At 68.2% G+C, this 14,045-nt stretch carries 13 protein-coding genes; 4 read left to right on the top strand and 9 right to left on the bottom strand.

Annotated elements, in window-relative coordinates; all coding sequences use genetic code 11:
• Positions 1-14: 14 nt before the first annotated feature.
• The 4 genes from AB0I52_RS17885 to AB0I52_RS17870 form a co-directional block, all read right to left on the bottom strand.
• Positions 15-1,640, bottom strand: a complete 1,626-nt coding sequence (locus tag AB0I52_RS17885) for a ubiquinol-cytochrome c reductase cytochrome b subunit (protein ID WP_363073585.1) — start codon at positions 1,638-1,640, stop codon at positions 15-17.
• Complete coding sequence (locus AB0I52_RS17880; protein WP_363073583.1) at positions 1,637-2,689, bottom strand: Rieske 2Fe-2S domain-containing protein; 1,053 nt, start codon at positions 2,687-2,689, stop codon at positions 1,637-1,639. Before AB0I52_RS17880 ends, AB0I52_RS17885 begins: the two co-directional genes overlap by 4 nt.
• Positions 2,686-3,495: a c-type cytochrome gene (locus AB0I52_RS17875; RefSeq protein ID WP_363073581.1), complete on the bottom strand. Its 810-nt coding sequence runs from the start codon at positions 3,493-3,495 to the stop codon at positions 2,686-2,688. The genes AB0I52_RS17880 and AB0I52_RS17875 overlap by 4 nt, the downstream gene beginning before the upstream one ends.
• A gap of 62 nt (positions 3,496-3,557) precedes the next feature.
• Entirely contained in the window at positions 3,558-4,178 is a 621-nt protein-coding gene (locus AB0I52_RS17870; protein ID WP_136206200.1) for a heme-copper oxidase subunit III, read from the bottom strand.
• Between the two features lie 182 nt (positions 4,179-4,360).
• Here AB0I52_RS17870 and AB0I52_RS17865 point away from each other — a divergent pair, with 182 nt between their 5' ends.
• Positions 4,361-4,762: a hypothetical protein gene (locus tag AB0I52_RS17865; RefSeq protein WP_363073579.1), complete on the top strand. Its 402-nt coding sequence runs from the start codon at positions 4,361-4,363 to the stop codon at positions 4,760-4,762.
• 38 nt (positions 4,763-4,800) lie between these two features.
• Here the strand turns inward: AB0I52_RS17865 and AB0I52_RS17860 are convergent, their stop codons facing one another.
• The 4 genes from AB0I52_RS17860 to coxB form a co-directional block, all read right to left on the bottom strand.
• Complete coding sequence (locus AB0I52_RS17860; protein ID WP_363073577.1) at positions 4,801-6,054, bottom strand: Ig-like domain-containing protein; 1,254 nt, start codon at positions 6,052-6,054, stop codon at positions 4,801-4,803.
• A 122-nt stretch (positions 6,055-6,176) separates the two neighbouring features.
• Positions 6,177-6,575 carry a cytochrome c oxidase subunit 4 gene (locus AB0I52_RS17855; RefSeq protein ID WP_363073575.1) on the bottom strand — a complete coding sequence of 133 codons (399 nt, stop codon included), beginning with the start codon at positions 6,573-6,575 and terminating at the stop codon, positions 6,177-6,179.
• The gene (ctaD, locus tag AB0I52_RS17850) at positions 6,572-8,308 is read right to left on the bottom strand and encodes a cytochrome c oxidase subunit I (protein WP_363073573.1); all 1,737 of its coding nucleotides are present in this window, start codon (positions 8,306-8,308) and stop codon (positions 6,572-6,574) included. Before ctaD ends, AB0I52_RS17855 begins: the two co-directional genes overlap by 4 nt.
• Entirely contained in the window at positions 8,305-9,267 is a 963-nt protein-coding gene (gene coxB / locus AB0I52_RS17845) for a cytochrome c oxidase subunit II (protein WP_363073571.1), read from the bottom strand. Before coxB ends, ctaD begins: the two co-directional genes overlap by 4 nt.
• Before the next feature lie 270 nt (positions 9,268-9,537).
• Between coxB and AB0I52_RS17840 the strand changes: the two genes are divergently transcribed.
• The gene (locus tag AB0I52_RS17840; protein ID WP_363073569.1) at positions 9,538-10,920 is read left to right on the top strand and encodes an aminotransferase class V-fold PLP-dependent enzyme; all 1,383 of its coding nucleotides are present in this window, start codon (positions 9,538-9,540) and stop codon (positions 10,918-10,920) included.
• Positions 10,921-10,927: 7 nt separating this feature from the next.
• On the opposite strand, the gene AB0I52_RS17835 is transcribed toward AB0I52_RS17840, so the two are convergent.
• Complete coding sequence (locus AB0I52_RS17835; protein ID WP_363073567.1) at positions 10,928-11,902, bottom strand: carbohydrate kinase family protein; 975 nt, start codon at positions 11,900-11,902, stop codon at positions 10,928-10,930.
• Between the two features lie 180 nt (positions 11,903-12,082).
• On the opposite strand from AB0I52_RS17835, the gene AB0I52_RS17830 reads away from it, so the two are divergent.
• Together AB0I52_RS17830 and AB0I52_RS17825 are read left to right on the top strand one after the other, a co-directional pair.
• Positions 12,083-12,280 carry a hypothetical protein gene (locus AB0I52_RS17830; RefSeq protein WP_363073565.1) on the top strand — a complete coding sequence of 66 codons (198 nt, stop codon included), beginning with the start codon at positions 12,083-12,085 and terminating at the stop codon, positions 12,278-12,280.
• A 161-nt stretch (positions 12,281-12,441) separates the two neighbouring features.
• Entirely contained in the window at positions 12,442-13,905 is a 1,464-nt protein-coding gene (locus tag AB0I52_RS17825; RefSeq protein ID WP_363073563.1) for a hypothetical protein, read from the top strand.
• Positions 13,906-14,045 lie beyond the last annotated feature (140 nt).

Below are 14,045 nucleotides of genomic sequence, written 5' to 3'. Positions count from 1 at the left end.
ATCAGTTCAGGTGATCAGTGGTGGCCGTGGCCCTCGGTGATCTCCTTGTACTCCTCGGCGGACGGCTTGGCGATCTGGTTGTTCTCGCCGTAGTAGCCCTTGCTGAGCTTGGCCCGCACCTTCTCCACCGGCGAGACCTTGCGCTTGACGCCGTTCTCGTCGACCAGCGGGCCGAGTTCGACCGGCGCGTACTGCTCGTGCGCGGTGAGGGTGTGCAGCTGACCCTGCGACAGCGGCTCGTGGACCTCGACGAACTCACCGTGCGGCAGGCGCTTGATGAGCCCGGACTCTCGCCCGTGCAGCACCTTCTCCCTGTCCCGGCGCTGAAGGCCGAGGCACATCCGCTTGGTGGCGATGAACGCGAGGACCGGAGCGACGAAGAAGGCGATCCGCACGAACCAGGTGATCGAGTTGATCGACAGATGGAAGTGCGTGGCCCAGAGGTCGTTGCCACCACCCACGAGCAGCACGAAGTACCACGTGATCCACGCCACGCCGAAGGCGGTGCGGGTCGGCGCGTTGCGCGGGCGGTCCAGGATGTGGTGCTCGCGCTTGTCCCCGGTGACCCAGGACTCGACGAACGGGTACACGGCGATCGCGACCAGCACCAGCGGGAACACCATGAGCGGTACGAGCACACCCAGGACCAGTGTGTGGCCCCAGAGGTTGATCTCCCAGCCCGGCATCACACGGATCAGACCCTCGGAGAACCCCATGTACCAGTCGGGCTGCGCGCCGGTGGACACCTGGTCCGGGCGGTAGGGCCCGATGGCCCAGATCGGGTTGATCGAGGCGATGCCCGAGATGGCGGCGATGACGCCGAAGACCAGGAAGAAGAACCCTCCGGCCTTCGCCATGTACACCGGCAGCAGCGGCATGCCCACGACGTTCTTGTTCGTCCGGCCGGGGCCCGCGAACTGCGTGTGCTTGTGGTAGAAGACCAGGATCAGGTGCGCCACCAGCAGCCCCATCATGATGCCGGGCAGCAGCAGGATGTGGACCGAGTAGAACCGGGCGATGATGTCGCCGCCCGGGAACTCCCCGCCGAACATGAACATCGACAGGTACGTGCCGACGATCGGCATGGACAGGACCGCGCCCTGCATGAACCGGACACCCGTACCCGAGAGCAGGTCGTCCGGGAGCGAGTAGCCGGTGAAGCCGGTGAACATACCGAGCACGAACAGCAGGAAGCCGAACAGCCAGTTGATCTCACGCGGCTTGCGGAACGCGCCCGTGAAGAAGACGCGCATCATGTGCACGAACATGCCGGCCAGGAAGATCAGCGCGGCCCAGTGGTGGATCTGCCGTACCAGCAGACCGCCGCGGACGTCGAAGCTGATGTTCAGCGTCGAGGCGTACGCCTCGGACATCTGGATGCCCTGCATGGGCTCGTACGGGCCGTGGTAGACGACCTCGTTCATGCTCGGGTGGAAGAACAGCGTCAGATACACACCCGTGAGGATGATGATGATGAAGCTGTAGAGGCAGATCTCACCGAGCATGAAGGACCAGTGGTCCGGGAAGATCTTGCGCATGTTGGCCTTGGCCAGGGAGTAGATCCCCAGCCGGCCGTCCGCCCAGTCGGCCATCTTCTCACCGGCGGGCGCCTTGCGCTTCGTATCGGTCGCAGTACTCATCCGCGCTCCCAGAATGCAGGACCGACGGGCTCTTCGAAGTCACCGAGCGCCTCGAGGTTGCCCTCGCTGTTCACGCCGATCCGCAGCTGCGGAAGGGCGTGACCGGCCGGACCGAAGATGACGCGGGCGCCGTCGGAGAGGTCGAAGGTTGACTGGTGGCACGGGCAGAGCACGTGGTGGGTCTGCTGCTCGTACAGGCTGATCGGGCAGCCGACGTGGGTGCAGATCTTCGAGAAGGCCACGATGCCCTCGTGGGCCCACTCCCGCTCGCGCTTGTCCTTGATGTTGGACGGCTCGATGCGGATGATCATCAGCGCGGCCTTGGCGATCTGCTTCTGGAAGTCCTCCGCGTGCTCCGACAGGCCCTCGGGCATGGCGAAGGTCAGCGAACCGACGGTCACGTCCTCGGGACGAAGCGGCAACATGGTGTTCATGTTGACGAGCTGCTTGCCCTTCGCCCACAGGGTGGAGCGGAGCTTCTTCTCCGGCAGCGGACCGAGGTCGCGCAGCAGCACCACACCGGCGAGCGGCACCAGGGCCAGCGCGCCGAACATGGTGTTGCGTACCAGCTTGCGCCGGCCGAACGCGGACTCCTCGGCACCGGCCGCGAAGTCGGCGAGAACCTTCGCCTTGACCTCGGGCTCGGCCGAGATCGCGTGCCGCTCGTCGGCGACCTCCACGTCGGACATCAGGGTGCGCGCCCAGTGGACGGCTCCCGCGCCGATCGCGAAGAGCGCCACGCCCAGGGTCAGCCCCAGGGAGAAGTTGAGCGCGCTCACATGACCGAACGGGAAGATGTAGACGATCTTGTCGACCGGGAAGATGACGAAGGAGGCGATGAAGCCGACCGTCGCCAGCATGGACAGCGTGAACATGAACGCGACCGCGCGCTCGGACCGGTCCGCGGCCCGTTCGTCGATGTCCTGGATGCGCGGCTGGTGGGCCGGCAGCCCCGGGTCGGCGAACGGATCGTCCGTACCCTCTACCGCGCCGTGCGCGGGGACCTGCTCTGCGGGCAGGTTCTCTTCTGGAATCTCTTGGCTACTCATGACTTCTTGGCCTTAGCGGTGTGGGCCGCGACCCAGACGGCAACTGCGATCAGTGCGCCGAGCCCGACGATCCAGCCGAACAGACCCTCGCTGACCGGACCGAGGCCGCCGAGCCTGAGGCCACCGGGGCTCTCGGACTCCGCGCTGTTCACGGTCTGGATGTACGCGATGATGTCCTTCTTCTGCTGCTGGGGCATCGTCGTGTCCGGGAAGGACGGCATGCTCTGAGGACCGGTCTGCATGGCCTCGTACATGTGCTTCGGGTCCACGCCCTCAAGGGTCGGGGCGTACTTGCCCTTGGTCAGGGCACCGCCCTGACCGGTGAAGTTGTGGCACTGAGCGCAGTTGGTACGGAACAGGTCGCCGCCCTTGGCCACGTCCGCGCCCTCGGGGCTGACCTGGCTCTTGGTCGGAGTGATCGGGCCCGCGCCGAGCGACGCGACGTACGCCGCGAGCTGGTCGATCTCGTCCTGGGTGTAGATGACCTTCTTCTTCGGTACCTGGGCACCCGGCTGCTGCGCCGGCATACGGCCGGTACCGACCTGGAAGTCCACGGCGGCGGAGCCCACGCCGACAAGCTGGGGCCCGTCGGTGGTTCCCTCACCGCCGGTTCCGTGGCAGCTGGCGCAACCGACGGAGTACAGCTTCTTGCCCTCGTCAATGGCGAGGGACTGGGCGGTGTCGTCGGCCTGCGCCTTACTCGCGGGCGCAAACGCGGCGTACAGCCCCCCAGTAGCCGCCAGCGCGAGGAGTAGTACGACGACCGCCGCCAACGGATGGCGTCGTCGTGCGGAGAGCTTTTTCACGGATTACCCCGGTGTCAGGATCTTCTGCGTCGATGCTGGATGTGGTTCGGGCTCTGGCCCGGTTACTTGATCAAGTAGATCGTGGCAAAAAGGCCGATCCACACAACATCGACGAAGTGCCAGTAATAGGACACGACGATGGCAGCGGTCGCCTGTTCATGGGTGAACCTCTTGGCTGCGTACGTCCTGCCCAGAACGAGCAGGAAGGCGATGAGGCCGCCTGTCACATGCAGCCCATGGAAGCCAGTGGTCAGGTAGAACACCGAGCCGTACGGATCGGAGGACAGCGAGATGCCGTCCTCCTTCACCAGCTCGGTGTACTCGAAGATCTGGCCTCCGATGAAGATCGCACCCATCACGAAAGTGATCACGAACCAGGCGCGGAGCTTCTTCACATCGCCCCGCTCCGCGGCGAAGACGCCGAGCTGGCAGGTGAGTGAGGAGAGCACCAGGATGGTGGTGTTCGTCGCCGAGAACGGAACGTTCAGGGACGACGCCATTTCCTTCCAGTGTTCTGGTCCGGTCACCGATCGCAGGGTGAAGTACATCGCGAAGAGGGCCGCGAAGAACATCAGCTCGGAACTCAACCAGATGATGGTTCCGACGCTGGTGAGGTTCGGCCGATTGACCGACGGGTGCGCGTGCCCAGTTTCTACTGTCGTTGCTGTCGCCACGACCGACATTATGTCGGTCGCTTATCCCGCCCTCACTCCGGGGGGTGCCGTTCGGTGTGTCAGAGGGGTGTGTCCTCCTCGAACGGCCCATGAATCCGCATGTCCCGGGCGGTGCTGACAGGCTGTCGGGCGGAGTACGATCCGCGCATCGGTCCCCCATGCCCCGAAGAGACAGACGTCACGGAGGAACAATGCAGCCGACCGCCACGGTCCTGGTCTACAGCGACAACGCACACACCCGTGAGCAGGTGAGGCTGGCAGCAGGGCGCAGGCCCGCGGCAGACGTGCCGCCGGTGGAGTTCCTGGAGTGCGCCACCCTGCCCGCCGTCCTGGACGCACTGGACCACGGAGGCGTCGACGTCTGCGTGTTGGACGGTGAGACCGCCCCGGCCGGCGGCATGGGCGTCTGCCGCCAGCTCAAGGACGAGATCTACCGCTGCCCACCGGTGCTGCTGCTGATCGGGCGCCCGCAGGACGCCTGGCTGGCCACCTGGAGCCGCGCGGACGCCGCGGTGACCCTTCCGGTCGAGCCGGTCGGGTTCGCGGACGCCCTGGCCGCCCTGCTGCGCTCCAGGCTCTCCGTGAGGGCCTGAGGGCCGCCGGTCCCGCCGAGGGGCGGCGCGCTGCCCGGTCAGACCTCGGGGCGCAGTCGCGCCGCCTGAACCGTGTCCACACGGTCGGGCGTGTCGTTCTGCAGTGCGCTGCCCTTCTGCCACTTGGCCCAGGACAGGTTCCAGTCGCCGTACCCGTTGTCGAACGGCGTCATGGTCTCGCCCTCGCTGCCGACGACGCTGACGATGTCGCCCTCGCGCACGGTGTTGTAGAACCACTCCGCCTCGCTGGTGCTCATGCCGGTGCAGCCGTGGCTGACGTTCGCGACGCCCTGTGACCCGGTGGACCAGGGGGCCGCGTGGACGTACTCGCCGCTCCAGGTGACCCGGGTCGCGTAGTAGACCGGCAGGTCGTACGAGTCGTCCGAGCCCTCGGAGATGCCGATGGTCTCCCCGCGCATACGTACGTAGTACTCCTTGCCCAGCACGACCTTGACGCCGTTGCGGGTGGAGAAGCCGGGCTTGCCCGTGGTCACCGGAATGGTGTTGATCACTTCTCCGTTGCGCTTGACCGTCATGGAGTGCTCCGAGGCGTCGGTGACGGCCTCGATCCGGTCGCCGGTAGTGATCTTCAACGCTTTCGCGGGAGCCCCGTACAGCGCGCTGGTCACCTTGATGCCGGCCAGATTGCTGCTGACCTCGATGGTGGCCTTCGCCGGCCAGTACTCCCGCGGCCGGTAGTGCAGCGTCTTGTCGTCGACCCAGTACCAGGAGCCGGTCACAGAGGGCGTGGAGCGCACCTTCAGCGCACGCTCGACGGTGGCGCGGGCCGCCTTGCCGGCGACCGGGGCGCTGAGTTCCGCCGTAACGGGCTGTCCGACGCCGTAGGTGCCCGTCTGAGGGCCGAAGGTGACCTTCAGGAACTTCTTGGCGGAGGCGGTCTCGAAGGAGAGCGAGCGGCCCCCTGGGGCGCCGTCGTGGTCCTCCATGCTGACCCTGACGGTGTACCGGGTGCCTGCGGCGAGCGGGGCGGTGGAGTGCCAGCGCTGTCCGTCGGCGTCGAGTTCGCCCGCCAGATGGCGTCCCGCGGTGTCCACGGCCGTCACATCGGTGATCCGGCCGTCGTCGCCGTCGACGCTGACTTCGAGGGGCTTGTCCGGGTCGATCTTCTCGCCGCCGTCGGGCGCGTTGGAGGAGATCTCGTCCACGGCGTCGTACGGCTTCGCCGACAGCGGATGGCTGTCGGACTCCCCACAGGCGGTCATCCCTGCGACCAGGGTCACGACCAGCAGAGTGCAGCTCACTACGGGAGGGATGCGCGGCGTGTGGTTCATGAACCCACGCTAAGAAGATTCATTCGTTTCAGCGCGCGGGGTGACTGCAAACGGGGGGCCCGCACTTCTCGTGGAAGTGCGGGCCCCCCGTCAGGTGGAGCGGTGTCACGGGTGGAGCGGTCTCACTGGGTGCGGTTCTCACCGTGGTAGTACTCGAAGACCCAGCCGAACAGACCGATCAGGAGGACCGGGAGCGAGAAGTAGAGCAGCCACCAGCCGAAGACGACTCCCATGAAGGCGAGCGCGCCGCCGAGCGCCAGCGAGAGCGGCTGCCAGCTGTGCGGGGAGAAGAACCCCACGTCGCCGGCCTCGTCCGCCACGTCGGCGTCCCGGTTGTCCTGCGCGAGCGCGTCGACCCGCCTGGCCGTGAAGGCCAGGTAGAAGCCGATCATGACGCTCAGCCCGAAGGCCAGGGTGAGCGCGGTGGTGCCGACCGGCTCCTTGGACCACACGCCGTACGTGACGGCCATGGCGAGCAGGAAGACCGAAAGCCAGAGGAACAGCTTGCCCTGAATCTTCACTTGCCCGCCTCCTTGCCGCCGGCGAGGGCCTTGTCACCCTCGGACTGGTGCTCCAGCTGTTCGAGCGCCGTGATTTCCGGGTGGTGCAGATCGAACGCCGGGGACTCGGAACGGATCCGCGGCAGCGTGATGAAGTTGTGCCGCGGCGGCGGGCAGGACGTCGCCCACTCCAGCGAACGGCCATAACCCCACGGGTCGTCGACCTCGATCTTCTTGCCGTACTTGGCCGTCTTCCAGACGTTGTAGAAGAACGGCAGGATCGACAGGCCGAGCAGGAACGAACAGATCGTCGAGAACGTGTTCAGCGCGGTGAAGCCGTCCGCCGCGAGGTAGTCCGCGTAGCGGCGCGGCATGCCCTCGGCGCCCAGCCAGTGCTGCACCAGGAACGTGCCGTGGAAGCCCACGAACAGCGTCCAGAAGGTGATCTTGCCGAGCCGCTCGTCCAGCATCTTCCCGGTGAACTTCGGCCACCAGAAGTGGAACCCGGAGAACATCGCGAAGACCACGGTGCCGAAGACCACGTAGTGGAAGTGCGCCACGACGAAGTACGAGTCCGAGACGTGGAAGTCCATCGGCGGCGACGCGAGGATGACGCCGGTCAGACCACCGAAGGCGAAGGTGATCAGGAAGCCGACGGCCCAGAGCATCGGTGTCTCGAAGGACAGCGAGCCCTTCCACATCGTGCCGATCCAGTTGAAGAACTTCACCCCGGTGGGTACCGCGATGAGGAACGTCATGAAGGAGAAGAACGGCAACAGCACACCGCCGGTGACGTACATGTGGTGGGCCCACACGGTCACGGACAGACCCGCGATGGCGATCGTCGCGCCGATCAGGCCGATGTATCCGAACATCGGCTTCCGGCTGAACACCGGGATCACTTCGGAGACGATCCCGAAGAAGGGCAGCGCGATGATGTACACCTCTGGATGGCCGAAGAACCAGAAGAGGTGTTGCCAGAGCAGTGCGCCGCCGTTGGCCGCGTCGAATACATGCGCACCGAATTTTCGGTCCGCCTCCAGCGCGAAGAGCGCCGCGGCGAGGACCGGGAAGGCCAGCAGGACCAGAACACCGGTCAGCAGGACGTTCCAGACGAAGATCGGCATGCGGAACATCGTCATGCCGGGTGCGCGCATGCAGATGATCGTGGTGATGAAGTTGACCGAACCGAGGATCGTGCCGAATCCGGAGAAGGCCAGACCCATGATCCACATATCGGCGCCGATGCCCGGCGAGCGGACCGCGTCCGAAAGCGGGGCATAGGCGAACCAGCCGAAGTCCGCCGCACCCTGCGGGGTGAGGAAGCCGGCCACCGCGATGATCGAACCGAAGAGGTAGAGCCAGTACGCGAACATGTTCAGCCGCGGGAACGCCACGTCGGGCGCGCCGATCTGCAGCGGCATGATCCAGTTCGCGAACCCGGCGAACAGCGGCGTCGCGAACATCAGCAGCATGATCGTGCCGTGCATCGTGAACGCCTGGTTGAACTGCTCGTTCGACATGATCTGCGTGCCCGGACGGGCCAGCTCGGCGCGCATGAAGAGCGCGAGCAGACCGCCGATGCAGAAGAAGGCGAACGATGTGACCAGGTACATCGTGCCGATCGTCTTGTGGTCAGTGGTGGTCATCCACTTGATGACGACGTTTCCCGGCTGCTTGCGCCGGACCGGCAGCTCGTCCTCGTACGAGTCGTCTGCTGCCGCGGCACCCTGAGGTTCGTTGAGGATGCTCACAGTTTGTTCGTCTCCGCATTCCTGGCCGGGTCAGTCTGCTCGATGCCGGCCGGCACGTAGCCCGTGTTGCCCTTCTTCGCCAGCTCCTCGAGGTGCGCCTGATAGCGCTCCGGGGAGACGACCTTGACGTTGAAGAGCATCCGGGAGTGGTCGACGCCACAGAGCTCGGCGCACTTGCCCATGAAGGTGCCCTCCTGGTTGGGAGTCACCTCGAAGGAGTTGGTGTGGCCCGGAATGACGTCCTGCTTCATGAGGAACGGCACCACCCAGAAGGAGTGGATGACGTCACGCGAAGTCAGGATGAAGCGGACCTTCTCGCCCTTGGGCAGCCACATGGTCGGCCCGGGGTTGCCGTTCTGCGGATTCCGGGTTCCCGGGACACCGACGTCGTAGACGCCGCCGGCATCCTTGGGGAAGTCCTTGCGGAACCGGTCCGGGATGGCGTCGAGCTCCTTGGGGATCTTGTTGCCCGTGGCGGTCGAGCCGTCCACGTTCTCGATGTAGTTGAAGCCCCAGCTCCACTGGTAGCCGACCACGTTGATCGTGTGGGCGGGCTTCGGAGAGAGCTCTAGAAGCTTCGATTCATCGCGCGCGGTGAAGTAGAACAACACCGAGACGATGATCAGAGGGACCACGGTGTACAACGCCTCGATCGGCATGTTGTACCGGGTCTGCGGAGGAACCTCCACCTTGGTGCGGCTGCGCCGGTGGAAGATGACGCTCCACAGGATCAGGCCCCACACCAGCACACCCGTGGCGAGCGCTGCCGCCCACGAGCCCTGCCAGAGGGAAAGGATCCGTGGGGCCTCTTCCGTTACCGGCGTAGGCATTCCGAGGCGGGGGAAATCCTTGTATGTGCAACCGGTTGCGGTCGCCAGGATCAGTCCCGCAGTCAGCACCTGCGGCAGCTTCCGCCGCATCGGGCGCCGCGACGAGCGGTCGGAGCCGTTGGGACTCACGTAGCGCCTTCCCGAGAGTCTCGCCCGCACGGTCGGCGCGCCCGTCTCGTTTGTCGGTCGCCGCCCCTGACGCGGGCAGGGGTTTGGATGTTTATGCGGACCAAACCCTACTGGACGCTATTTGGGGTCGCGCGGGGAGGGTGCCCAACGCGCCGCCCGACTCCCCGAAGGGGTGGAATCCGCCCCTCCGACCGCCATCTGACGCCTCCTCTCCTGACCGTGCGGGCGGCCGGTCCCGAGCTGGGGTCCGGACCGGGCTAGCGTGGCCGGGTGCCCTACTTCGACGCCGCGTCCGCCGCCCCCCTCCACCCCGTCGCCCGCCAGGCGCTGCTTGCCGCACTGGACGAGGGATGGGCCGATCCGGCCAGGCTCTACCGCGAGGGGCGCCGCGCCCGGCTGCTGCTGGACGCGGCCAGGGAGGCGGCGGCGGAGGCCGTCGGCTGCCGCCCCGACGAGCTCGCGTTCACCTCGTCGGGCACCCGGGCGGTGCACTCCGGAATTTCCGGGGCTCTCGCCGGGCGTCGGCGTGTCGGCCGCCATCTGGTGGTGTCGGCGATCGAACACTCGTCCGTGCTCCATTCGGCGGCCGACCACGAGAGCCGGGGCGGATCGGTCACGGAGGTGGGGGTGGACCGCTCGGGGGCGGTGAGCCCGGCGGCGTACGGGGCGGCGCTGCGCGAGGACACCGCGCTGGCCTGCCTCCAGTCCGCCAACCACGAGGTCGGCACGGAGCAGCCGGTGGCCGAGGTCGCCGGGCTCTGCCGGGACGCGGGGGTGCCGCTGCTGGTGGACGCCGCGCAGTCGCTGGGCCAGGGGCCGGTGCCGGGCGGCTGGTCGCTGCTGGCGGCGAGCGCCCACAAGTGGGGCGGCCCGCCCGGGGTCGGGCTGCTGGCGGTGCGCAAGGGGGTCAGGTTCGCGGTCCAAGGACCGGCCGACGAGCGGGAGTCGGGGCGCGCCGCCGGCTTCGAGAACATTCCGGCGATCGTGGCCGCGGCGGCGTCCCTGCGGGCGGTGCGGGCGGAGGCGGCCGCCGAGTCGGTGCGGCTGCGGGCGCTGGTGGAGCGGATCCGGAGCCGGGTGCCGGCGCTGGTGCCCGATGTGGAGGTCGTCGGCGATCCGGTGCGGCGGCTGCCGCATCTGGTCACCTTCTCCTGTCTCTATGTCGACGGGGAGACTCTGCTGCACGAGCTGGACCGGGCGGGTTTCTCCGTCTCGTCCGGCTCGTCCTGCACGAGCAGCACCCTGACCCCGAGCCATGTGCTGAAGGCCATGGGGGTGCTGTCGGAGGGCAACGTCCGCGTGTCGCTGCCTGCGGGCACCGCCGGGGAGGACGTGGACCGCTTCCTCGATGTGCTTCCCGGGGTGGTGGCGGGGGTGCGGGAGAAGCTGGGGGCGCCCGCCGCGGCGGCCTCCTCCGGCACCCCGGCGGCCTCCCTGGTCGTCGACGCGCTGGGGAGGCGCTGCCCGATCCCGGTGATCGAGCTCGCAAAGGTGATCGCAGGGGTACCGGTGGGCGGGACGGTGACCGTGCTGTCCGACGACGAGGCGGCCCGGCTGGACATTCCGGCGTGGTGCGCGATGCGCGAGCAGGAGTACGTGGGTGAGGAGCCGGCGGACCGGGGCTCGGCCTATGTGGTCCGCCGGCTTTCCTGACCGGCCCCTACGCGAGGTGCGTACGGACCTCGGCCGCGGCCTCGTGGCCGTAGGCCTTGGTGAAGCGGTCCATGAAGTGGGTGCGGTGCAGGGTGTACTCCTGGGTGCCGACCGTCTCGATGACCAGGGTGGCGAGCATGCAGCCGACCTGGGCGGCCCGCTCCAGGCCGACGCCCCAGGCGAGACCGGAGAGGAATCCGGCGCGGAAGGCGTCGCCGACGCCGGTCGGGTCGGTCTTGCTCATCTCCTCCGCGCAGCCGACCTCGATCGGCTCCTCGCCGACGCGCTCGATCCGCACGCCCTGGGCGCCGAGGGTGGTGACGCGGTGGCCGACCTTGGACAGGATCTCCTCGTCGGTCCAGCCGGTCTTGGACTCGATGAGCCCCTTCTCGTACTCGTTGGAGAAGAGGTACGTGGCGCCGTCGAGGAGGATGCGGATCTCGTCGCCGTTCATCCGGGCGATCTGCTGCGAGAAGTCCGCGGCGAACGGGATTCCGCGGGTGCGGCACTCCTCCGTGTGGCGGAGCATGCCCTCCGGGTCGTCGGCACCGATGGAGACCAGGTCGAGACCGCCCACGCGGTCGGCGACGGCCTTCAGCTCGATCAGCCGGGCCTCGCTCATGGCTCCGGTGTAGAAGGAGCCGATCTGGTTGTGGTCGGCGTCCGTCGTGCAGACGAAGCGGGCGGTGTGCAGGACCTCGGAGATCCGCACCGAGCCGGTGTCGACGCCGTGGCGGTCGAGCCAGGCCCGGTACTCGTCGAAGTCGGAGCCCGCGGCGCCGACCAGGATCGGGGCGGTGCCGAGCAGGCCCATGCCGAAGCAGATGTTGGCGGCGACACCTCCCCGGCGCACGTCCAGGTTGTCGACCAGGAAGGAGAGCGAAACCGTGTGCAGCTGATCGGCGACCAGCTGGTCGGCGAATCGGCCGGGGAAGGTCATGAGGTGGTCGGTGGCGATGGAGCCGGTGACTGCGATACGCACGGGGGACTGCTCCTGCGGAGGTCGGGGGGAACGGTGTCCACGTTCCCTGGGCAGCGTGACAGGTGAGAGCCCGGAAAACGGGGCCCCCTCACGCTACCGGTTCCCTCGCTGACCCGAAGGGGAGAAATTACCCGATAGTAGGTCTTTCTTCCTGAGGTCTGTGGTGCCTACGGTGCGGACATGTCGAACCACATCGCCCCGCACGAGTCCGAGACCGGCCTGGCCGAGCTGCGCGGAGACTGCGCCCGGATGGCTCCGCACTGGGTGGTACCCGCGAAGACCGCCGCCACCCCTGTGACGGCTTCCCTGATTCACGGGGTGACCGTGCCGCCCGCCTCGGCCAGGCTGATCGACGCGATGTCGGAGTACGGCGACTGACGATCGCGCGCCGGCCGCTCCCGGACCGCGCTCCCGCCGCAACTGCCGCCCCACGGGGGAACCATGCGCTCCCCCGCCCCGTCCCATCGGTGTCCGCACCCGAGGGGCGGGCCATATGCCGGCCAGGCGTATGACGGCAAGGCAGGCGAAGGAGCGATCCGGTGAGCACCGAGCGACCCGACAACGATGTGACCGGCCCCCGGCGGCGTTCGCCGCTCGCCGTGGCCTCGGTGGCGGCAGCCGTACTGCTGGCCGGTGGCGGCGGCGCGTACTGGGCCGCGGCGGACGGCGGCAGTGGCGAGGGCAGCGCGGGCAGCGGCGCCGGCACTCCCCCGCCGCTCTCCCTGGACGAGCGGACGGGTGGGCCGGACACGCATTCCACCGGCTCATCGGCCCCGCCGCGGGGCATCGCGCCGGGCGAGCCCGATCCGCACGGCGAACGGCTGGTCTACCGCGCGGCCGGGGCCCTGCCGGACGGTCCTGCGAAGGCCGCCGTCCAGCGCACGAGCGGAACCGTCTCCGCGGCCGAGGTGACCCGGCTGGCGAAGGCGCTCGGCCTGAAGGGCGCCCCGCAGGCCGAGGGCGCCTCGTGGAAGGTTGGCTCCGACGGGGACGGCTCCGGGCCGGTCCTGCGGGTGGACAAGCAGGCGCCCGGCACCTGGACCTTCGCCCGGTACGGCTCCGGGGGGACGGACAACTGCGGGAACAAGGCGACCTGTTCGGGCAAGCACGTGGCTCCGGGCGGATCGGGATCGCCGGTGAGCGAGAAGGCCGCCAAGGCCGCCGCGGTGCCCGTGCTGAAGGCGGCCGGTCAGGACGGCGCCGCCCTCGACGCCCGTCAGCTGATGGGCTCCGCACGGGTGGTGAACGCGGATCCGGTGGTGGACGGACTGCCGACCTACGGCTGGGCGACCGGGATCCAGGTCGGTGCCGACGGTGAGGTGATCGGCGGTGGCGGGCAGTTGAAGGGGCTGGAGAAGGGCGCCGACTATCCCGTGATCGGCGCGGCCGAGGCGCTGAGGCAGCTGAACGCCGCACAGCCCTCGAACAGCCGCAAGAACATCGGCGGGTGCGCGACCGTCGCGCCGCTGAAGGACGACAAGAAGCCGACCGGGGTCACCTGCGGCGCACGGACCGGGGCGGAACCGGCGACGACGACGGTGACGGTCGACAAGGCCGTCTTCGGCCTGTCGGCGCGGTACGTGGAGGGGAAGCAGCTGCTCGTACCGTCCTGGATCTTCACGGTCCGGCCGGCCTCGGGCGGGACGGGCGACACCGTCACCCAGGTGGCGGTGGACCCGGAGTACCTGGCGAAGGACGCCCCGTCGGAGAAGACCCCGGACACGGGCGCGACGACGCATGCCGGTGGCGCGATCCAGTCGTACAGCGCCGACGGGCGGACGCTGTCGGTGACGTTCTGGGGCGGCGCGTGCAGTACGTACGAGGTGAGCGCGAGCGAGGACGGCGACGCCGTGCGGGTGACCGTGACGGAGTCGGAGCCGGACCCGAAGAAGGTCTGCGTCATGATCGCCAAGGAGCTGACCCGTACGGTCACGCTGGACCAGCCGCTGGGCGACCGGAAGGTCCTCGACGCCGCGTCGGGCGGCGCGGTGGCGCAGAGGTGACGTGACGCCGCTCCGCAGCGGCCACACAGCGGTACGGCGGCGGCCCCGGGTCATCGACACCTCCGACAACTACGCCTTCTGGGTCGACGACAGCTTGGGCGGCCAGAGCGAGCGGCTGCTCGGGAAGTGGCGGCGCAGCC

Source organism: Streptomyces sp. NPDC050423, from assembly GCF_040655445.1.
GTDB lineage: Bacteria > Actinomycetota > Actinomycetes > Streptomycetales > Streptomycetaceae > Streptomyces.
The sequence above is the reverse complement of the archived record's forward strand: the minus strand, read 5'-3'. Positions and strand labels throughout refer to the sequence as shown.